This window comes from Patescibacteria group bacterium, assembly GCA_038063375.1.
Taxonomy (GTDB): Bacteria; Patescibacteriota; Minisyncoccia; order Phycocordibacterales; family JANLHH01; genus JANLHH01.
The window spans coordinates 25,505-44,638 of sequence record JBBTVG010000014.1; the positions used below are offsets into that span (position 1 = coordinate 25,505).

Here is a 19,134-nt window from a genome sequence, read left to right on the forward strand (position 1 = left end):
ATGGAAACATACCCTCATCCCCAAGAAGAACTGGACAAAGAAGAGGCCGTCAAGAAAACGGCTGATGAAGAGTTGCTGAAGATACGAAAGAAAATTGAAGAAGAAAACTTGAAAGAGGCCTCTGCCAAGGCGGACCGCCAAAACCCTTCCGAGGTTTCGGTTCACCCCTTAAAAAGAAATCGATAAGGTTTTTTGCTCCATACCGGCCCCGCGTAACGCACACCGACGCGTGGGCCTTTTTTGATATCTTTCTTTTGTATCATCACTCCCCTGTCTTCAACCCAGAGTCCCGTTTTTTTATCCGCTTTTTTATTATTCAACGTTCTATCAACTCGCAATGCTTTTGTTAATGTACCGGGCCCGCGGAGCCCCTCCACGCCACGAATGAGCACCGCCGCGGGGTAATCTTTCGGTCCTGTTACGATATTAAGCATGTTATGCATGCCATAGACGAGATACACATAAAAGCGTCCTGGCGACCCCCACATGGGCTTGTTGCGCTCTGTTTTCCCCCTACTTGCATGACTTGCTCTGTCTAAGTGTCCGTCATACGCTTCCACTTCGGTGATCATGTGCGCTTCTTCCCTCTCCCCATACTTCCGCACCAAGAATTTTCCGAGAAGCTCTTCGGCCACGAGAAGCGCATCCCGCGCAAAGAATTTTTCACTCAATACTTTTCTCATATTTTCTCCGCGTCTTCCACGCAATATTTTCCGATCTTCGTGCGGCGCAGTTCTTTGATCGTCGCGGGTACTCCGAGCCGTCTTCCGATCTCTTCGGCAATTGACCGTACATAGACTCCGCTGCCTACCTCAAGTTCTATGCCAAGCACATATTTATTATCAAACGGCGCGTGCGTAAGGAGTTTCAAAGAATAAACTGCCATCTCTTTGATGGGAACTTCCACATGCTCGCCTCTCCGCGCTTTTTTGTAGAGCGGCTCACCGCCGCGCTTCACGGCAGAATATTTCGGTACGGGAAGCAAGAGAGTCCCCACCATTCCCGCAAGTACTTTTTTCACCTCTCCTTCGTTTATCTCCGAAACGGCAGTTTCTTCCATCGTTGCCCCTTCCAAATCGCCCGTTTCGGTCTTCACGCCAAGGAGCACCTCTGCTTCATAGGTCTTCGGCAAGCCGAGGAGACCTCCAAGTTCTTTGGTCCCCTCGCCCACGCCCACGAGCATGAGCCCCGTTGCCAAAGGATCTAACGTGCCGGCATGACCCATCTTGATCATTCCTAATTTCTTGCGCAAAGCGCGTATGACGTCAAACGAGGTGATACCCTTCGGCTTATCGATCAATAAAATGTTTCTTTGCTGGCTGTTCATATTTGAGAAAATATTTTGAGGTATAGACACCTTCCCATGATACCAGGCAATCGCGAGCGCCGAAAGTCCGCCGCATTACGATAAAAAAGCCGGCCTATGAAAGGCCGGCGTGAACAAAAAGATCTATTTTTTCGTGAAAGAAAAATTGTACGGAACTATCGTGATGCCGTCTTTTACCTTGAGACCGTTCGCTTTGTCTTCCTCCTCCGAAAAACCAATGCGCGTGCCGTTCGGAATATGATTGCTTTCATCAATGATCACCTTCCTCATGCGCACGTCCTCTCCGATAGTTACTCCCGAAAAAAGAATGGATTCCTCGATCTCAGCGTTGTGAAAAACACGAACTTTTCTTCCAAGCACAGACTTGCTTATGCTTGCGCCATCAATGATGCATCCTCCCCCTACGAGCATATGTTCATAGTTCCCCCCGCTCGCATACTTTGCAGGCGGCAGACTATCGGGGTGCGGCAAGATAGGCCATTCCTCCGAATACAGATTGAGTAACGGCCATGGTCCCACAAGGTCCATGTTTGCTCCCCAGTAAGATTTGACGGTTCCTACATCAACCCAGTACGGCCCTTCTTGTCCCGGCACGGTGTTGTGTGCGAAATTATACGCAAACATCGCCACGCCACCACGGATCAATTCGGGGATCACATCGTTCCCGAAATCATGACTTGAAGATTCATCACGGGCATCTTTTTCCAGTGCCTCCTTAAGAAGGAGCGAGTCTGCCAGATAATTGCCCATGGACGCATAGCAGTAGCCCGGCTTCCCTGATATCTCTTTTGGCTTTTCCGGCTTTTCCTCAAAACCGATGACGCGGTCCTCCTCATCAACGATAAGAACACCGAATTTACCGGAGGCATCCTCTGTCGGCATCTCCTTGACGCACACCGTGAACTGAGAGCGTTTTTTATCATGGAACTCACGCATTTGCCCCACATCGATCTTAAAGATATGGTCAGCCGCAAAGATAGCGGTAAGCGGAAAGCATCCGCTGTTTCTGCAAATGAGGTCCAGATTTTGATACACCGCATCCGCGGTCCCGCGATACCAGTCGTCATGTACGCGCATTTGAGCGGGAACAACCTCTACGTGCGGTTCGCCATGCGGACGAAGCGGCCAACTCCTTTGCACATGCTGGATCAACGGTTGCGAAATATATTGCGCGAGAACCTTAATGGTCCTGATCCCGGAATTATAGAGACTCCATAACGCGAGGTCCGCGATGATCCACTTCCCGCCAAACGGCACGGAAGGCTTTGCACGCACCGCGGTGAGTGGCAATAACCGATTCCCCCGTCCGCCGGCAAGTACAATGCCGATAACATCATTCTGCAGGTACATGATCTGTCTCCTTTTGAATACTCAATGTTCAAAGATAAAAAATCCTGCTGGATTATGCCAAAATATTTCGCTCATGTCAAACCTTTTGAATGGCGCAACAAAAAACCGGAATCATACTGATCCCGGGAAAATGGCTACTCTTTCTTGAAAAGTGCAATGACTTTTGCGTTGTGCCCTTTAGACTTCTCTGCTGGTTTAGGTAAAGAACCGTTGAGCGCGCTTTGAAGTTCAATAGCCTTGTTCCAGAACAATTCCACCATGCGGTTCATCCGCGCGACGGGATGTTTGTAGTGGGAAAGTTCAGCGAAGAGTAGGGACTGCAGAGCGCGCAACTTTAATTGCAGATGGGGAGACGCTCCCTGTATCTGTGCTTCTATCATTGCCCGGGTATGCCGTTCAAACTCCTTCGGATCAGCTTTGTAGAGTTTGAACAAGTAGTCATAACGCGAACTGACAGTGATCTTGTAGAGAGCTTTCATGACACACCTCCTTTGGCGTGCTTTATCTGCATATATTATTAAACTCTTTTCCTGTTATGTCAAGCACCTGCAAATAAAAAACCCCGAAGCGGTGATGCTTCGGGGGACAACGCTGTTTATGTAAGCGCTGCGTGTCAGTTGCGCTGTTGCGCTGCCCTTCGGCTGTTAGCCGAACTGGCCGGCGCCGATGCAGAGAGAGATAATCAAACGAGCTCTGTTTGCCGGCATGGGGCCGGCACGAATGGATGCTTTTTTCATCGCGTACTCCTCCTGTTGGATCGGCAGTTGGATTGGCGCACCGTAGCTTCGGTCGAATGACCGAAGCTCCCCCTCAAAGCCATTAAAATGTCAGCTTTAAAGGTATATTTTTTATAACAGATACAAAAAATTTGTCAAGAATATCAAATAAAAAGGCCGATCACGTGATCGGCCTTAAAATATTTTACGTATCTACACTTTCTCTGACATTTTATCCAGAGAACGGGTCAACACGACCCCTTTGACGGGTTTGACTGTGATGGTGCGGGAGCGCTCCATTGAGATCCACTTAATGCCTTTCGCGGCACCAGGCTTTTTCTGTATCATCTCTTTATCAACTTCTTTGATGACACGCACGCAGTCACGAAATCCTTTTCGTTCAAGTGCTCTGACCGCCTTCTCCTCATCAAGCACTGTCACTTTAGGAAGCGCCGCCAATCGGCTCTGGATTACTCCGGTGGAAAGCTCGATCGTTTCCTTTCCTTTGTTCACGAGTCCTTTCCAGTTGGGAAGCGCGAGACGAAGCAGATCATTAAACAATTTTTCCCGCCTTTTTTCATGCGGACTGATCTTCCCCTGCCCTTCTTTGTGCAACTGTGTGATTTGTTTGTCGTACTCTTTTTTGATGGAACGGATTACTTCTCCTTCTTTTCCGATCTCCTCCACATATTTTGCCAACCGCTTAAGCATGCCGGCCATCCGAGAAAACGCTTTCTCTACCTTCTGCCTTGTTGTTCCCATATGAAACACCTCTTTTGAAAGATCATGTATGAATACTAGCGCCATACTACTCCCCCCAAAAAGGAAGTCAAACGCCTGGATAGGGAGAAAATATATACCCGCGGGCCGTGGCTTTTCTACTGTTCTTTAACGGAAGCGAGTGCTTCGCTGAGGGAACCAAATGTCTCAATAAAAACATTCTCATGTTCTTTGCTTGAGATCGCGTACACTACTTCCGTGACTGGATCAATACCCGCATACAGAGCTTCGCTTTCGGTCTTTTTAAGCAACTGCCAATTCAATGGCCGGCCGATCTTCTTGTCTATCGCCTTTTTAAGCTCTTGGTCCGTTTCATACCTTTGCATAAAAGGATTTTCTTTCTCAAATTTTTCCATCATGTTGTATTGCTTGGTTTGTTAAAGTTTTAATTTATGAAGAAATAGCGGCTTCCATAAGAATACTACGCTATCTCGCCGTTTGATATCTCCTCGTGGCGGATCGAGACTGTCTTAGCTATAGCATCCACAACCTTTTTAAAATGTGTTGTCACGATTTCGTTAGGGATGTGCATAGTTCGTTGCCCATCATCATCCGAATAATGTGCACGCTCAAGATCCCGAAGTATTTGATCTGCGTTAGTGTAGTGTTGTGCCCCGTCTACCTCAATGCATAGCCCGGCGCTTGGTATGAAAATGTCCACGTGTTTGTGTCCATCCCAATGTTCAAGCTCAAGCTTAATACCTTTTTCACGTAGGGCTGTGCCAAGTTCGTATGCTATTTTTGTGATGTGAGATTGCATATTATTTCTTCCTGTCCTCGATCAGCCAGCCAGCCGTTCCTCTGCCTGGCAAAATACGACCCCAGCGCGATCCCCGCAACAGCGACAACAATTAAGACGAAATAATTCATGATCAAATAGATAATTTACTTTCTTATATTTTCATCTAATGTTTTTCCGCTTTCATCTTTCCATGCCGTCCAGCCGTTTATCGGTCGGCCAGTTACTGTTGCGGCTGCGGCAGTGGGACTATTGAACACAGCATCTTTTGTGAACTTATAAGAAATTCCATCCTCATTATCTACAAGTGTGCCATCTTCAAGAAATTTCTTTCGAGCTGCTTTTGACCAACCGAAAAATGCTTCCGTTTCTCTAATTCGCGCAAGAGAGCCTTTAAGTACATTGAGGCTCCCATCATCCAAAAGCTGGGCTTTTGCGTCAGCGCCATCCGCTTTTAAATGATAGGTAACCTTATCAGAAGATAATTCTCTAACAGATTGAAATAATTGAAATCCAAAAAACGTAACTAGAAATTTTATTTTCTTAAAAAACTCATCTGCAGTAATTTTTTGCGCTTCTGTTAATTGATTCTCCGTTGGGGCTGTGCGGTTAATCACTTCATATCTATTTGCATTTGTTGCGGTCTTAACAGCAATGCTTTCTAAATATTTAATATATGTGCCATGCAAGCCGCCCGTGAACACTATAGCTGTATTCCATTGTTCGTCTTCTCGATCTCTGTCATGGTAAGTGAGTCTTGAAGCACAGTTTTCAGATTGACCAATATATACAAGGGGGCGGTCCTCTCCATCTCCAAAGAGAAAATATATTCCCGCCTGATTCATCTCTGCTCTGTCTCGGACGGAATTGAGATGATTCCTCGGAATGATAAATATCTGACCTTTCCAATTAGAAAGTTCTGCTATTTTTACACCATTCGGATTGTCATCTAACAGTATTGTTGTTATTACTTGTGGCATAAAGGAATTAAATCATTTTTGGATCTTGAGTGCAAATATAAAAAATTCTTATGGCGGAAAGGGTGCAGCTGTTTCGATCGCTTTTCCATATCCATAATATTTTAGATATAAAATAATAATATGAGTGCCAATCCGCCCCGCGATACTCGTTGCGCGGGGTCGCTTCGCTCCTCGCCAATTCGTATAACGCTCCGGCGGTTCGATTCCCGCGAAAGACAAGCAGTTGTCTTTCTCTCCGGGTCACAGCTTTTCACTGCGTTCAAATCTGTGACCCTACGGGGAATCGAACCCCGATTGCCGCCTTGAGAAGGCGATGTCCTAACCGTTAGACGATAGGGCCAAGTGATAAGATTGTATATCAATCGGTAATTAAAAGTCCATTCATGTACCACGTAAGACATCGTCTTTGCAAGGCTTACCCTGACGACAGGCTCTTTTTAAAAAATAGCTCGTAACGAGCTATTTAATATGGGCGTATTGTAACACGTTTTTATGAAAAATCTACGGTTTAATTTTTTGCGCTGATGCCGTAAGCAACTTCGTTTTACTCTCTGTGCGATATTTTTGGAATCCGATAAAAAACCACGTTCCACCCACAAGAAGTGTGCTTGTCACACTGCCCCAGAGATGCAATGTGGAAAAAATAATCGCAAGAAAAAGAAGAAGGATCCCGTTAAGGAGACTCGTGAAAAAAGGCGGCTTGTCTTTACTCAACACCGTTGGTATGAGCGCGAAGAAAAAAGCCCATTGAATGATCATGATCCCGATGTCTTGCCAAATCATACTCTCTAAGCGTACCCTCTCAATACTCTTTCTGTCAAACAAAATATATACCCGCGAAAGTTTTATCGCTCCAGCCACTCTGTCTCCTGGCGAACGAGCAGTCGGCGTTTGTCTTCCGGGTGCGCCATCAATTCCTCCACGACACGCTCCATGCGCATTGACTGCGATCCTTTTACCAAGATAACATCCCCTTCTGCAACGATGCCTCTCAAGGCAACCCCTGCTTCCCTCGCATCATCAAACAAGAAGATGTCACGCTTCCCCATTTTCTTCGCGTGCGCTTCCTCGGCTATCGTTTGAGCGCGCATGCCGACCGTTACAAGTATGTCGCAAATACCCGCCGCAAGCGCGCCTACTTTTTTGTGTTCATCGGTGGAATGTTTTCCCAGTTCCATCATATCCCCGAGCACGGCGATCTTTCTTCCTTTCGTCTCTACGGCCGCGAGCGTGCTTAAAGCCGCGTCCATCGCCGCGGGAGAAGCGTTGTAGCTGTCATCTAAGATGCTCGTGCGATTGATACCCCCTATGATCTTCAAACGTCCCGGCGGCGTTTCATATTCTTGTATCCACTCCACTGCCGAAAGCAGATTGAAACCCTCCGACACGCCGATCAAGAGCGCCGCAGAAACCGCGTAGGCATAGCTAAAACCCGCTGTCCCCTGCAGACGTACCGGCACACTGCTCTCTCCATAGTTGATCTTGAATGTCACGCCTGCGGGTTTGCCGTCTTGGTCATAGAGAATTTGCTCATTAGTTGCCCGCATCGTCGCCTTCTCGCTCGTGCCGAACGTGAAGACCTTTCCGCGCGAGTGCTCTTTCATGGAAAGCACCTGCTCGTCATCGGCGTTTAGGAAGAGAAGTCCGCCTTCTTTAAGGGCGCGAACGAGATGGCTTTTTTCCGCCACCACCTCCTTGACGGACTTGAAGAACTCAACATGCACCGGCACTTCGCCAATATGCGTGACCACCACCATGTCGGGAGAGAGCCACTTGGTAATGCGCAAAATATCGCCCGGCCGGTCCGCCCCGACTTCAAGTATGAGCCATTTGGGATAGTGGTTCTTGAGGAAGATGAGCGCGAGCCCTTCAAGAATGTTTGACATCCATAGGCGAGGACTGTTCCATCCGCTTTCGCATCCTAAGATAGTAAGCGGTACTCCTAATTCGCTATTGAAGCTCTTTTCGCTTTTGCGAACATGGTAAGCCCTGCTTAGCATCACGTAGATAGCATCCTTCGTGGACGTCTTGCCCACATTGCCGGTTGCCGCAATTATTTTGGGTTTATATTTCTTAAGCACAAGCCGCGCTTCAAGCTCCAGTATCCGCACGATGATATTTTTTAATATGCGTTTGATCATGTGTTTATCGGTCCGGCGGGACCTCGTAATAATTGATGAGAAATTTCGTGATGTCTATGAATGGACTCGTAAGCGTTTGCGAAGCGTATCGCACCTCCTTCGGGTTTACATTATATAAAAAGATGAGGAACTGCGGATTATACGCGGGGAAATAGCCGAAAAATGAGTGGAGATATCTATCATCATAGTAACCTCCTTGTTTTGGATCCGCAATCTGCGCAGTGCCCGTCTTTGCGGCAACACTATAGTGCGGCAGTGCCACCGTGCCTCCCAAAAGCGCCTCGTCCACGACCTTCACGAGCATCCGCGTGATCTCCTCGGACGTCTCTTTCTTAAGTACGCGTGTCCCTTCATCGGGATAGGTTTTTTTGCTTCCCCCGTTCTTATAATCAATGCGGTCCACGAGATACGGTTCAATAAGTAATCCGCCGTTTGCAAGCGTGGAAAGCGCGCGTGCGGTTGCGATCGGCGACATGGCGATACCTTGCCCGAAAGAGGCAGTCGCGTATTCAACTTCGCGTCCGCTCTTCAAGTTGTCGGTGAGTCCTTTTGTTTCATTCGGCACTTCAATGCCGGTTTCTTTGCCGATGCCATACGCCTCCATATATGAGCGGAAGGCCTCCCCTCCCATTTTCTGTTCCGCGAACACAACACCCGTATTGAGCGACTGATTTAATACTTCCTGCATAGACACTACGCCGCGCGCTTCACCGTCGTAATTGGCTATCCGATACCCGTCTAAATTGATATACCCTTTGTCGTTGTATGTGGTGCGCGCGGTCACGGCGCCGGTATCCAGAGCAGCCGCCATGGTGAGTGGTTTGATGATGGACCCCATTTCGTACACATTTTCCGCAATAGGATTCCCGAATACGGCCAAGGATTCCTCTTTTTGAAATAGATTGGGGTCAAAATTAGGCAGTGATGCCATGGCATACACCCTTCCGTCGGTTGGGTTGATGATAATGCCTCCCACGGATTCCGAAGACCAGTCTTTCATCACTTGCGCAAGCGTCGCCTCAAGCGCTAACTGCACATTGTACTCAATGGTTAAGACCAGATCTCCTTCCTTGGAATTATCACTTTTGAGAATTGAATCCGTGATGTTGGAGAAAACTTCGGCAAAAAAGTTTACGTAGAGATTTTCGTTCGCGCGCGAGAGTATGTCGTTATAATAGCGTTCAAGGCCATAGCGCCCGCTCAGCGTGTCGCCGCTGTACCCGACAAACCCCAAAATATGCGCGGCGGTTTTCCCCGCGGGATAAAAACGCCACTTTTCTTTCTGGATTGAAACGCCCGGAATCTCAAGGTCGCGCACCGCAAAAGCTGACTCCTCTGCGACACGGCGAGCAAGCTCTTCGTAGGGATCTTCTTTCTTTGCCGCTTTGACGAAGAAAGACTCTTTATCAAGAGGAATGATCTTTTGTATTTTTTCGTACGCCTCCTCGGAGTTTTCTATTATGCTGGGGTTGATGGAAATAATATATCCCGATTTCAACGTTGCCGCAGACACGAGCTGTCCTCTTCGATCTTGAAAAAAAATGGACCCACGCTCATAGATGTTGGAGACGGACGTCACATATTGACTGTCCGCCATTTCTTGATATGCTTGCCCATGCACGATTTGAAGAAAAAAAAGCCTCCCTACGAGGACTATCGCAAAGAGTAGCATTAAAAAAAATAGTATATGAATGCGCGGTGTAGTTTCAGCTTTCATACAAGTAGACGCTGCGTGTTAATTGAGGCGAAGGAAAAATGTGAAAGCTATGCAAGATATGTATTGCAATAAAAAGATTATTGCGCAAGAGATCTATTATTGAACGTAAGGGTCTTCTTGGCCAGTGTTTTACGAGATACGAATGTTGTTTCCCCGGCCTCCTCTAGTCCATATGATACCGCGAGATCCAGATTCATGCCATTCATACGCGCAAAATAAGTTGTTTCAAGTTCAGAAATGTGCGCACGCACTTCGGATGCCTTTTGTTCCGTGTTTTGGCGCCCTACCACGTGAAGGACGGTCGCATTTACAAAATATGAATAGCCAAAGACGAACGAGAGCACCAAAAGGGATACTGCCCAAAATGCCGCTTGTTCGTAGTTGATATCTCGTTGTGGTAGGCTCATTGTTCTCATAATTTTTCTATGACCCGCAATTTAGCGCTCCGCGCGCGCTTGTTCTCTCCGATCTCTTCTCTGCTTGGGGTGAGAGGCTTCTTGGTAAGTATGGAAACGATTCCCTCTTTCTGTTTTTGCCTGAACGTGTTTTTGACGATCCGGTCTTCAAGACTATGAAATGAAATGACGGCCATCCTTCCTCCGGGAGAAAGCGCTCGTATCCCCTTCTCGAGCCCTTCTGTGAGCGCTCCCAGTTCATCGTTCACCGTGATGCGCAGTGCCTGAAATGTCTTGGTGGCGGGATGTATTTTCCCACTCCGTAGTCTTTCGGGAACGCTCTCAATGATGATCCGTGCGAGCTCCCCTGTCGTGGTAATGCGCTTTTTTTCCCGAGCCGATACAATCCCTTTGGCGATCCTTCGTGAAAAACGCTCTTCACCAAATCCGTAGATGATATCCGCAATGTGCTCCTCCTCCCATGTGTTCACGATCTCCTCCGCGGTGAGGTCCTCCGGTTGTGGGGATGCCTTCAAGGTCATGAGAAGTGGCTCGTCTTTCTGAAAAGAAAACCCTCTTCCGGACGTTTCTATCTGAAAACTGCTGAAACCCAGGTCAAGCAATATCTTGTCTACCGTCTTCATACCAGTGCTTAAAAGTACCCGATCAAGGTTCCTGAAATTTTCCTGAATAAGAGAGTGCGGCGTAGCGCATTCGCTAAGCGCTTTCGTTGCCCGCTCTAAAGCGTCCTTGTCCTGATCGATCCCGATCAACTTCCCTTTGCTGCCAATGAGCTCGCACATGGCCTTGCTGTGACCGCCGCCATTTATGGTTCCATCTAAAACCGCATCTCCTTTCTTAATATCCAGATACGTGATGACTTCGTGTAAAAGAACTGACTGGTGCATGTTACAGAACTCCGATCTCCCCTAACTTTTCAGCCAACTCGTCAGCCTGTTTTTCAACCCGCACAGTGTAGGTGTTCCAAGACTTCTCATCCCATACTTCAATGCGATTATGCACACCCGCCACAACGACCTTATTGTGCAAATGCGCAAACGCCTTTAGAAAATCCGGAATGAGCACTCGTCCAGCAACATCCACTTCTGTTTCAACGGCACCTGCAAGAATAAAGCGATTGAATCCCCTGCTGTCCGCCTTTCCCATGGAAAGCTCCGCGAGCTTTGCTGAGATCTTTTCCCATTGCTTCAAGGGGTAGATAAACAGACACTTGTCCAAACCGCGCGTAATAACGACTTTTTTCCCTACCTCTTTGCGAAATTTAGCGGGAAGCGAAAGCCTTTTTTTTGGATCAAGCGTGTGTATGTATTCGCCTATGAGCATGGTTGGTGTTTGGGAAACATCCCACCTTATCCCACTTGCCTTTCATTCTATACCACTTCATCCCACTACACAAAAAAGTTATCCACAAGAGCCACCCTCCCGTACTCCATAAAACATTATCGCGCATGGTAAAAACGCCCGTGAGGCACGCATTAAAAAACCGCCCATCGGGGGTCGGTTTTTGTATATCTCACGATTTGTGCGGAATCTCTCCCCTCCCCACTACTCCAGTATACTGGAGTAGTGGGGAAACAATACCCGGATCTATGATTTGATCAGTGCTGATCGAGAAACTTAAAAAATCTTCCGTGCTACCCTTTTGGACGCAATGTCGGAAACAAAATGACCTCGCGAACATTGTGCGTATTGGTAAACAAAAGCACTAGGCGTTCAATGCCGATCCCTACGCCTCCCGCGGGCGGCATACCGTATTCCATTGCCTCCAAAAATGCATCGTCGCGAGTCTGTGCTTCTTTGTCGCCAGCTTTTCTTTGCTCTTCCTGATTTTTGAAACGCTCCGCCTGATCAAGCGGATCATTGAGCTCGGAGAACGCTTTCCCCACTTCAATGCCGGCGATGACCAATTGAAACGCGTCAACGAGATTTCCTCCTTCTTCTTTCCGTTTCGCAAGCGGTAGGTAATCGGTAGGATAATCAATAACGAAGGTCGGCTGTATCAGTTTTGGCCGGCATGATTTTTTGTAGATATTATCAAGTATTTTCTGCACTCCATCCCCCTTGTCCACCGGCACGCCCAGCTGATGCGCCTTGGTCGTCGCTTCTTCTTTGGTGATAGATTCCGGGTGTGTGATGAGCGCGTAGCGCTTGAGCAGATCAAGGTACGAAACGACCTGGAATTTTTTAGAGAAATCTATGGTGTTGTCGCCGTAGGGAATATTCTGTTTCTTGAAAAGCGTTTTTACCGTTGCTTTTATCATGCGCTCCATGAACACCATGAGTTTCCTCGTGTCGCTGTATGCTTCGTAAAACTCAAGCATGGTAAATTCCGGATTGTGTGTCGCGTCAATGCCCTCATTTCTGAAATTTCTTCCCATCTCATACACTTTCGGAAATCCGCCGATCAAAAGTTCCTTCAAATACAGTTCCGGGGCAATGCGCAGATGGAGTGGAACATCAAGCGCATTGTGATGCGTCGTAAACGGCGTTGCCGTAGCCCCACCGGCGTGGTGTTGTAATATCGGTGTTTCCACTTCAAGAAACCCTTCTTTGTCCAAGAGGGAGCGCAATGTCGTGATCATGCGCGAGCGCATGACGAAACGCTCTTTCACTTCGGCAGACATAAGCGTGTCCAGATATCGCTTTCGGAATCGCTCCTCCACGTCCGAGAGTCCCGCCCATTGGTCAGGAAGCGGTCGCAAGCTTTTCGCGAGCATGCGCCAACCCTTCACCAGAATACTTTTTTCTTTTCGCTTGGTGATAAAGAGCGACCCCGTGAATTCAACGAAATCGCCAATGTCTATGTTGTCGGCAAACAACTGAAAACTTCCATTCTTAAGATCATCTTTCTTCATCATCGCTTGCAGTGTTTCCGTGCCGTCACTAAAATTGAGGAATATGAGGCCGCCTTGTTTGCGAAGTGCGAGCACGCGCCCGACAAGAACGATCGGTTTTTTTCTTTTTGAGAGTTTTGGAAATGCGAGAAGCGCCTCGGCAAGTGAATATTCCCTATGCGAAACAATAGGATATGGATTTATCCCTTCTGTCTTGAGATTCTGGAGCTTTTTAATGCGTTCACTGCGAAGTTCTTCTAGAGATGCCACGGGGGGAGAGCTTCTCGCGTTTAAGTTCTTGGGAACTTCTGGCTAAAGAAGCTGATTATTCAATGTCTATAATTTTATATTTTACCTCACCGGCGGGGATTTGGAAAGAAGCAGTCTCCCCTTTTTTCTTGCCCATGAGTGCCTCGCCGAGCGGAGACACGTTTGAGATCTTTCCTTGAGCGGAGTCCGCCTCCGCAGAACCAACGATCTGATAGGTTCTTTTTTCTTTCTCGCCCTCTTTTTGCACAACCACAACAGACCCGATCTCCACTTCTTCACTATGGTGTTTCTTCACCACTTCTACGTCTTTGAGTAATGCTTCCAGATCAATGATACGCCGTTCAGTGTTTGCTTGATCTTCTCGCGCCTCATGATACTCGGCATTTTCAGAGAGATCGCCAAGCGACTTGGCGTACTCAAGCTTCTCGGCAATTTCTTTGCGTCGCTTCGTCTTAAGAAAATCGAGCTCTTCGGTAAGCTCTTTGTGTTTTTCTTTGCTCAAGTATGTTTTTTGCTCATCGTTCATATAGGTATGTATATATAAGTTCTAACTATAGGGACAAGAAGGTCAAAAGTCAATGAATGGTTGGTTTATTCGTCACTGCGTATATTCGGGTGTTTCCACCGCCATCCATTCCAGAAGCTGACGCATCACATACAATGCTCCGATCAAATTTGCGCGGGGACCCTCTTCCATGACAACCGTAAAAGCATATTTGGGATTTTCATAAGGGAAAAATCCCGTGATCCATGAATTGACGCGTTTCTTGGAGACCCCCACTTCCGCAGTACCTGATTTTGCCGCGACACTGACCCCGGAAATATTCAACCCGGTTGCTGATCCTTCAATAACCGCGCGCCTCATTCCCTCTTTGATGACATTGAAATATTTTCCTTCTATATCTATGGTGCCCACGATAAACTCTTCCTGATTGATCGGCTGCTCCGAAATCCCGATCAAAAGGTGCGGTTTTACCAACGTGCCGTCGTTTGCAATCGCCGCAACGGCGCGCACCATTTGCAGAGGCGTCACTTGAAAACCATACTGTCCGATTGACGTATGGTACGTATCGCCAACCTTCCACGGGTCGCCGGGGAAATTGCTCTCCTTCCACTGCGGGTTCGGGACCACTCCTTCCACGTCTCCCGGTATATCTATGCCGGTCAGTTCCCCCAAACCGAACATGCGGACGTATTTTTCTATTTTTGCGATACCGAGTCCTTTTTGGTCCTCGTAACCCCCGCCAATCTCGTAAAAATAAACGTTGGATGAAACAGCGATCGCCTTGCGCATATCCACCCATCCGTGCGCTTTCCAGTCGTTGAAAATAGAGGGTAGATCCGGAAAATACGGATTAGGAATTGATATGGAGCCGGTGGAGAGTATTGAAGTATCTGCCGTCACAATACCTTCATGTAGCGCGCCAAGCCCCACATACGGCTTGACCGTTGACCCTGGCGTGTAGAGCCCTGAAACAGCTCGGTTCAAGAATGGTTTACTCGGGTCGTTGATGTACGCGCTTATTTTTTCGCTGTCGCTACCGCGAGAGAGTACATCCGAACTGTATTCCGGGTAACTTGCCAGCGCGAGCAATTCCCCGTTTTCAATATTCATGATAATACCCGCCCCGCCGGTAAACGAAACATCGCGGGACAAATTTCCTATCAATTCATAGAACTTGCTCTGAACGCGCGCGTCAATGGAGAGCACGATATTTTCACCGTCCTCGGGCGGGAGTATGGTGCTCTCGGATTGCACGCCGCCAAACACGTCCACTTCGTTTATCTTGATCCCCTGTTTCCCTTCTAAGAGATCGTTGTACGTACTTTCAATGCCGTTCTTGCCTTCAAAAGCGGTTTGATAATAAAAGCCCGAACTGTCTTTTTTCGGATAACTGATATATCCGAGAACGTGCGAAAATCCTTCTTGTTTGATATATTCCCGTTCTGAAAAATCATCCTCGCTCGGCACGTTGTATGCCATCTCTTGATTGTTCCTGTCATAGATCACTCCGCGCTCCGCAAAGATAGGAATATGTCGCAGACGATTATTTTCACTGCGCTCTCGATAAGATTCTCCGCGTGCCACCTGAAGGTCCATCAGGCGTCCGAGAAAAACTACTCCCACTAGCATGAACACGATACCCATCAGCGCGACCGCCTGTTTGGAAATGGGACGTTCAATTCTTCCTTCAAACTGATGTATGTCAAACTCAGGAAGATTATGGGAATCCAAGAAGATCTCATCGGGATCTATTTCGTGATTGTATGTTCGTTTCTTTGACATAATTTAGATATACATGCGCATTTTGGTCTTCAAGAATTGAACGAGAACGTAAAAAACAACTGAGTCGATACTGAAAATAAAAGGGATGTGGAATAAAGGGGTGCTATTGTTTCCGTAGAGTACATCAACAAGTACGCCTGCGGCTATCAGTTCGTAATAATTACTAAAATAAAACACAAAAAGAATACCGATGAACGCCGTCACCCACCACGGCGCGTATAAGACACTCAATAGTATACATACATCTGCGATAGCTCTTTTTATCATGGATACAACAGTTTTAGGGATCACGTATTAATTGGTATGCTCGGGAGAAGAGATAACGACTTCTACCCACTTTAACTCACTAAAATTGACCGGGCTTTTCACAAGAATCGTTTGAAACGGGCTGTTGGGGTCTTTCCCGATATACAGAACGCTGCCGAGCACCGTCAGGTCAATATCAGGAATGGTGACCACATCGCCTAAAACGACCGAAACATCACGCGGCAGTATGATCTCAAAATTGCCAACGCCTTTCCCTTTAGCGGTCGCGGGAATACCGCTTCCTCCCAGCACAACGTCTCTTGTGAGGCCCGGGGAAGAATACAGTTCCACTTTTGAAGAACGCGCGTACACCTCCCCTACCGTCCCCACCACGATCTCTCCGGCAACCAAGACCTTGTCTCCTTTCTCTATTCCCTTATCTTTCCCGATATCAATGATCAATGTATCATACGGAGAATTGTTCGGCCGAGAGAGCACTGTGGCAAGTATGGCACGTTGATTGCTGACACGCCCGAGTATCGCCTTCAGTTCCTTATTCTCTTTCAGCAACAGATCTTTAGAGAGGAGTTTCAAGCGAAGCTCCTGAACCTCTTTCTCCAGTTCATCATTCCTCCCCTCCAAAGTTTCCTTTGAATCCAAAAAGGCACTGTATGAAGAAGCCGTATTGCTCATGCGATTCCCCGCTTTCCAGAGCGGCTCCGAAACGTAGTGAGCCGCCGCAGAAATACCGTAATAGATCGTGCCGCCCCAAAAATAAAAAGTGGATACCGCCAACACAAGAACGACGCCAACCGCCAGTGTATTACGCTTTGTGTTATTTTGGCGGTAACTCATCTTCATTTTCAATTAATACATCCTTGAAATATTCGAGATCTTCCACGATGATTCCCGTTCCGCGCACGACTGACGTGAGCGGATCATCGGCGATATGAACGGGTATCTTCAGCTCCTTGTGTAAGAGTTCTGCGAGGCCCGGAATGAGCGCGCCGCCGCCAACCAGCATCACGCCGCGATTCATGACATCCGAGAGAATTTCCGGCGGCGTTCCCTCCAATACTTCCTTCGCCGCTTCCACCAAATGATTGATGGACGAAGCAATCGCTTCCCTGATATCTGATTCCGTAATAATAACCTCCCGGGGCAACCCGGTAATAAGATCTCTGCCTTTAATGGACGCCTCTGCCGACGTATCGCCAAGCGCCGATCCGATGGCGATCTTCACGCTTTCGGCGGTGCGATCGCCGATCAGGATCTTGAACTCATCGCGAATATAAGAAATGATGTCCGTGTTCAGTTTGTCTCCGGCAATCCGCAGATTCTTGGAGTGCACAATGCCACCCAATGAGATGACCGCGATATCGGTCGTCCCGCCGCCCATGTCTATCACCATGGAACCGACCGGTTCTTTAACCGGCAAACGAATACCGATAGCCGCCGCCATGGGTTCTTCCACAATGTGAACCTCGCGTGCTCCGGCGGATTTCATCGCGTCGCGGACAGCGCGTATCTGTACGTTCGTCACCCCTGAAGGAACACCGATCACCACGCGCGGGCGGATCATTTTATTGGATATTTTTTTGACCCTGTTCATCAGATACGCCAACATTTCCTCAGTGATCTCAAAATCGGAAATAACCCCGTCCACCAGCGGACGAATCGCGGTGATATGCCCCGGGGTGCGGCCCAGCATTTGTTTTGCGTCTGTTCCGATCGCAACCACACGCCCTGTTTTTTGATTGACCGCGACAACAGACGGTTCGGTGATCACAATGCCGTGGCCGCGCAGATACACGAGCGTATTCGCCGTTCCCAGATCAATGCCGATATCATTGGAAAATAAACTATAGAATTTCTCAAACATATTATTTTAAAAGCCGATTAAAGAGCTCTTCTTTCGTGAGGATCTCTGCCTCTTTCTCGAGACGCTTTTTTACTTCAATTCCTCCCGCTTCCAAACTTTTCTTGCTCACCACCATCCGGAGAGGTATGCCGATCAGATCGGAATCGGCAAACTTTTCTCCCGCGGAAACGTCCCGATCATCATAGAGTACTTCAATTCCTTTTGCCCGAAGCGCTTCGTACAAAACTTCCGCTTCGGCGTCCTTCCCGAGAGAAAGCAGGTGCACCGAAAACGGCGCGATGGACTGGGGCCATAGAAGACCACGCTCATCCGAAAGCACTTCTGCAACCGCTCCCATAACACGCGAGAGTCCGATCCCATAGCATCCCATGAGCACTTTCTGCTCTGCCCCGGCGTTATCTTTGTACGTCAGTCCGAATGCATCGGAGAATTTGGTCTTAAGATTGAAAATATTACCCACCTCAATTGATCGTTCTTCTTTTAATTCCTTGTTACCGCATTCCGGACACACGTTCTGTTCAGCAATAATTTCTTTATTCACGGCTACCATGCACGACTCACAGAGATATATCGTGTCTTCTCCCGCCGGAGTCACCGTCTGAAATTCGTGAGAATACTTGCTGAAACTGCCTCCCGAAGCAAACGTGAGGCGTGTCAGACCACCCAAACCAACCGTTTCAAAGATATTGTGGTACACTCCCTTCATTTTTTCATAATATGCTTCCAAGTCCTCTTCCGTAGCGTGAAATGAGTACAAGTCCTTCATCATAAATTCCCTCCCGCGCAAAAGCCCCGACTTTGCGCGCAATTCCATTCTGAACTTATTTTGTATCTGATAGAGATACAGCGGAAGATCTTTATATGAAGAAACGAGTTGCGTCGCAAGCGGCACCACCACTTCTTCGTGCGTAGGACCAAGCGCGTTTTCTCTGCCGGAGCTGTCTTTCACTTTATACAAATCATCCATCGTGTTCCATCGTCCTGTTTTTTCCCAATTCTCTTTTGGTTGAAGCGAAGGCATCAGTATCTCCTGCCCTCCCGCCGCGTTCATTGCTCTTCGGATAACATTCTCAATATTTTTAAGCACGCGCAATCCGAGAGGCAGATAGGTGTACACCCCCGCTCCCAGTTTATCTATAAAACCGGCGCGAATAAGAAGTTTTGCGTTGTTCGCAACTTCATCGGCTGGAGCCTCTTTTCGTGTTTTTGTTGCAAGGTGAGATTGGCGCATCCCGTTAGAGGCAGATCGCGTTCGTGTTGTATGTTTGGTATCCATGAGTATATATAATTACGCTATGTGCCGGAAATACGGATCACATACGGAGTCGATCGCGGCCTCTAACGGGACGCATTAGGGTTATCTTATCTTAAAGAAGAGAGAGAATCAAGAATACAAAATCCGCCCTAGTGGGCGGATGTGGTCGTTTTTTGGAAATGGTGTTCCCTACC

23 protein-coding genes and 1 tRNA gene are annotated in these 19,134 nt (G+C 47.8%); 1 reads left to right on the plus strand and 23 read right to left on the minus strand.

Annotation, left to right across the window (positions count from 1 at the left end; translation table 11 throughout):
* Positions 1-186, plus strand: a complete 186-nt coding sequence (locus AAB523_02075) for a hypothetical protein (protein ID MEK7556056.1) — start codon at positions 1-3, stop codon at positions 184-186.
* Here the strand turns inward: AAB523_02075 and AAB523_02080 are convergent.
* The 23 genes from AAB523_02080 to AAB523_02190 form a co-directional block, all read right to left on the minus strand.
* The gene (locus AAB523_02080) at positions 162-683 is read right to left on the minus strand and encodes a DNA-3-methyladenine glycosylase (GenBank protein ID MEK7556057.1); all 522 of its coding nucleotides are present in this window, start codon (positions 681-683) and stop codon (positions 162-164) included. The two genes, AAB523_02075 and AAB523_02080, sit on opposite strands and share 25 nt — an antisense overlap.
* On the minus strand, positions 680-1,327 hold the full coding sequence (truB, locus tag AAB523_02085; protein MEK7556058.1) for a tRNA pseudouridine(55) synthase TruB: 648 nt from the start codon (positions 1,325-1,327) through the stop codon (positions 680-682). Before truB ends, AAB523_02080 begins: the two co-directional genes overlap by 4 nt.
* Before the next feature lie 123 nt (positions 1,328-1,450).
* Positions 1,451-2,677, minus strand: a complete 1,227-nt coding sequence (locus tag AAB523_02090; protein MEK7556059.1) for a sugar phosphate nucleotidyltransferase — start codon at positions 2,675-2,677, stop codon at positions 1,451-1,453.
* Positions 2,678-2,811: 134 nt separating this feature from the next.
* On the minus strand, positions 2,812-3,156 hold the full coding sequence (locus AAB523_02095) for a DUF3135 domain-containing protein (protein MEK7556060.1): 345 nt from the start codon (positions 3,154-3,156) through the stop codon (positions 2,812-2,814).
* A 450-nt stretch (positions 3,157-3,606) separates the two neighbouring features.
* A complete protein-coding gene (locus AAB523_02100; protein MEK7556061.1) occupies positions 3,607-4,200 on the minus strand; it encodes a host-nuclease inhibitor Gam family protein in 594 nt (197 codons plus the stop codon).
* Positions 4,201-4,271: 71 nt separating this feature from the next.
* Positions 4,272-4,532, minus strand: a complete 261-nt coding sequence (locus tag AAB523_02105; protein ID MEK7556062.1) for a hypothetical protein — start codon at positions 4,530-4,532, stop codon at positions 4,272-4,274.
* A gap of 62 nt (positions 4,533-4,594) precedes the next feature.
* The gene (locus AAB523_02110; protein ID MEK7556063.1) at positions 4,595-4,933 is read right to left on the minus strand and encodes a DUF559 domain-containing protein; all 339 of its coding nucleotides are present in this window, start codon (positions 4,931-4,933) and stop codon (positions 4,595-4,597) included.
* Positions 4,909-5,043, minus strand: a complete 135-nt coding sequence (locus AAB523_02115) for a hypothetical protein (protein MEK7556064.1) — start codon at positions 5,041-5,043, stop codon at positions 4,909-4,911. The genes AAB523_02110 and AAB523_02115 overlap by 25 nt, the downstream gene beginning before the upstream one ends.
* A 15-nt stretch (positions 5,044-5,058) precedes the next feature.
* Positions 5,059-5,892 carry a GIY-YIG nuclease family protein gene (locus AAB523_02120; GenBank protein ID MEK7556065.1) on the minus strand — a complete coding sequence of 278 codons (834 nt, stop codon included), beginning with the start codon at positions 5,890-5,892 and terminating at the stop codon, positions 5,059-5,061.
* Positions 5,893-6,160: 268 nt separating this feature from the next.
* Positions 6,161-6,232: transfer RNA gene (locus AAB523_02125), tRNA-Glu, on the minus strand.
* Between the two features lie 161 nt (positions 6,233-6,393).
* Positions 6,394-6,675 carry a hypothetical protein gene (locus AAB523_02130; GenBank protein MEK7556066.1) on the minus strand — a complete coding sequence of 94 codons (282 nt, stop codon included), beginning with the start codon at positions 6,673-6,675 and terminating at the stop codon, positions 6,394-6,396.
* Between the two features lie 62 nt (positions 6,676-6,737).
* The gene (gene murF / locus AAB523_02135; GenBank protein ID MEK7556067.1) at positions 6,738-8,033 is read right to left on the minus strand and encodes a UDP-N-acetylmuramoyl-tripeptide--D-alanyl-D-alanine ligase; all 1,296 of its coding nucleotides are present in this window, start codon (positions 8,031-8,033) and stop codon (positions 6,738-6,740) included.
* 4 nt (positions 8,034-8,037) lie between these two features.
* The gene (locus tag AAB523_02140; protein ID MEK7556068.1) at positions 8,038-9,750 is read right to left on the minus strand and encodes a penicillin-binding protein 2; all 1,713 of its coding nucleotides are present in this window, start codon (positions 9,748-9,750) and stop codon (positions 8,038-8,040) included.
* 77 nt (positions 9,751-9,827) lie between these two features.
* Entirely contained in the window at positions 9,828-10,166 is a 339-nt protein-coding gene (locus AAB523_02145) for a hypothetical protein (GenBank protein ID MEK7556069.1), read from the minus strand.
* A complete protein-coding gene (gene rsmH / locus AAB523_02150; GenBank protein MEK7556070.1) occupies positions 10,163-11,053 on the minus strand; it encodes a 16S rRNA (cytosine(1402)-N(4))-methyltransferase RsmH in 891 nt (296 codons plus the stop codon). Before rsmH ends, AAB523_02145 begins: the two co-directional genes overlap by 4 nt.
* 1 nt (position 11,054) lies before the next feature.
* Positions 11,055-11,489, minus strand: coding sequence for a division/cell wall cluster transcriptional repressor MraZ (gene mraZ / locus AAB523_02155; protein MEK7556071.1), 435 nt, complete (start codon positions 11,487-11,489; stop codon positions 11,055-11,057).
* Between the two features lie 311 nt (positions 11,490-11,800).
* Complete coding sequence (gene lysS, locus AAB523_02160; GenBank protein ID MEK7556072.1) at positions 11,801-13,270, minus strand: lysine--tRNA ligase; 1,470 nt, start codon at positions 13,268-13,270, stop codon at positions 11,801-11,803.
* A 55-nt stretch (positions 13,271-13,325) separates the two neighbouring features.
* A complete protein-coding gene (greA, locus tag AAB523_02165) occupies positions 13,326-13,796 on the minus strand; it encodes a transcription elongation factor GreA (GenBank protein MEK7556073.1) in 471 nt (156 codons plus the stop codon).
* A 72-nt stretch (positions 13,797-13,868) separates the two neighbouring features.
* On the minus strand, positions 13,869-15,557 hold the full coding sequence (locus tag AAB523_02170) for a penicillin-binding transpeptidase domain-containing protein (GenBank protein MEK7556074.1): 1,689 nt from the start codon (positions 15,555-15,557) through the stop codon (positions 13,869-13,871).
* A gap of 3 nt (positions 15,558-15,560) precedes the next feature.
* Complete coding sequence (locus AAB523_02175; protein ID MEK7556075.1) at positions 15,561-15,824, minus strand: hypothetical protein; 264 nt, start codon at positions 15,822-15,824, stop codon at positions 15,561-15,563.
* A gap of 27 nt (positions 15,825-15,851) precedes the next feature.
* The gene (gene mreC / locus AAB523_02180; protein MEK7556076.1) at positions 15,852-16,664 is read right to left on the minus strand and encodes a rod shape-determining protein MreC; all 813 of its coding nucleotides are present in this window, start codon (positions 16,662-16,664) and stop codon (positions 15,852-15,854) included.
* Positions 16,639-17,685, minus strand: coding sequence for a rod shape-determining protein (locus AAB523_02185; protein ID MEK7556077.1), 1,047 nt, complete (start codon positions 17,683-17,685; stop codon positions 16,639-16,641). Before AAB523_02185 ends, mreC begins: the two co-directional genes overlap by 26 nt.
* 1 nt (position 17,686) lies before the next feature.
* Positions 17,687-18,916, minus strand: a complete 1,230-nt coding sequence (locus AAB523_02190; protein ID MEK7556078.1) for an aminoacyl--tRNA ligase-related protein — start codon at positions 18,914-18,916, stop codon at positions 17,687-17,689.
* Positions 18,917-19,134 lie beyond the last annotated feature (218 nt).

Excerpts from the sequence above, each read along its gene's own strand:
- AAB523_02075 (MEK7556056.1), top strand. The coding sequence starts at position 1 with ATGGAAACATACCCTCATCCCCAAGAAGAACTGGACAAAGAAGAGGCC.
- AAB523_02080 (MEK7556057.1), bottom strand. The coding sequence starts at position 683 with ATGAGAAAAGTATTGAGTGAAAAATTCTTTGCGCGGGATGCGCTTCTC.
- truB (MEK7556058.1), bottom strand. The coding sequence starts at position 1,327 with ATGAACAGCCAGCAAAGAAACATTTTATTGATCGATAAGCCGAAGGGT.
- AAB523_02090 (MEK7556059.1), bottom strand. The coding sequence starts at position 2,677 with ATGTACCTGCAGAATGATGTTATCGGCATTGTACTTGCCGGCGGACGG.
- AAB523_02095 (MEK7556060.1), bottom strand. The coding sequence starts at position 3,156 with ATGAAAGCTCTCTACAAGATCACTGTCAGTTCGCGTTATGACTACTTG.
- AAB523_02100 (MEK7556061.1), bottom strand. The coding sequence starts at position 4,200 with ATGGCGCTAGTATTCATACATGATCTTTCAAAAGAGGTGTTTCATATG.
- AAB523_02105 (MEK7556062.1), bottom strand. The coding sequence starts at position 4,532 with ATGATGGAAAAATTTGAGAAAGAAAATCCTTTTATGCAAAGGTATGAA.
- AAB523_02110 (MEK7556063.1), bottom strand. The coding sequence starts at position 4,933 with ATGCAATCTCACATCACAAAAATAGCATACGAACTTGGCACAGCCCTA.
- AAB523_02115 (MEK7556064.1), bottom strand. The coding sequence starts at position 5,043 with ATGAATTATTTCGTCTTAATTGTTGTCGCTGTTGCGGGGATCGCGCTG.
- AAB523_02120 (MEK7556065.1), bottom strand. The coding sequence starts at position 5,892 with ATGCCACAAGTAATAACAACAATACTGTTAGATGACAATCCGAATGGT.
- AAB523_02130 (MEK7556066.1), bottom strand. The coding sequence starts at position 6,675 with ATGATTTGGCAAGACATCGGGATCATGATCATTCAATGGGCTTTTTTC.
- murF (MEK7556067.1), bottom strand. The coding sequence starts at position 8,033 with ATGATCAAACGCATATTAAAAAATATCATCGTGCGGATACTGGAGCTT.
- AAB523_02140 (MEK7556068.1), bottom strand. The coding sequence starts at position 9,750 with ATGAAAGCTGAAACTACACCGCGCATTCATATACTATTTTTTTTAATG.
- AAB523_02145 (MEK7556069.1), bottom strand. The coding sequence starts at position 10,166 with ATGAGAACAATGAGCCTACCACAACGAGATATCAACTACGAACAAGCG.
- rsmH (MEK7556070.1), bottom strand. The coding sequence starts at position 11,053 with ATGCACCAGTCAGTTCTTTTACACGAAGTCATCACGTATCTGGATATT.
- mraZ (MEK7556071.1), bottom strand. The coding sequence starts at position 11,489 with ATGCTCATAGGCGAATACATACACACGCTTGATCCAAAAAAAAGGCTT.
- greA (MEK7556073.1), bottom strand. The coding sequence starts at position 13,796 with ATGAACGATGAGCAAAAAACATACTTGAGCAAAGAAAAACACAAAGAG.
- AAB523_02170 (MEK7556074.1), bottom strand. The coding sequence starts at position 15,557 with ATGTCAAAGAAACGAACATACAATCACGAAATAGATCCCGATGAGATC.
- AAB523_02175 (MEK7556075.1), bottom strand. The coding sequence starts at position 15,824 with ATGATAAAAAGAGCTATCGCAGATGTATGTATACTATTGAGTGTCTTA.
- mreC (MEK7556076.1), bottom strand. The coding sequence starts at position 16,664 with ATGAAGATGAGTTACCGCCAAAATAACACAAAGCGTAATACACTGGCG.
- AAB523_02185 (MEK7556077.1), bottom strand. The coding sequence starts at position 17,685 with ATGTTTGAGAAATTCTATAGTTTATTTTCCAATGATATCGGCATTGAT.
- AAB523_02190 (MEK7556078.1), bottom strand. The coding sequence starts at position 18,916 with ATGCGCCAATCTCACCTTGCAACAAAAACACGAAAAGAGGCTCCAGCC.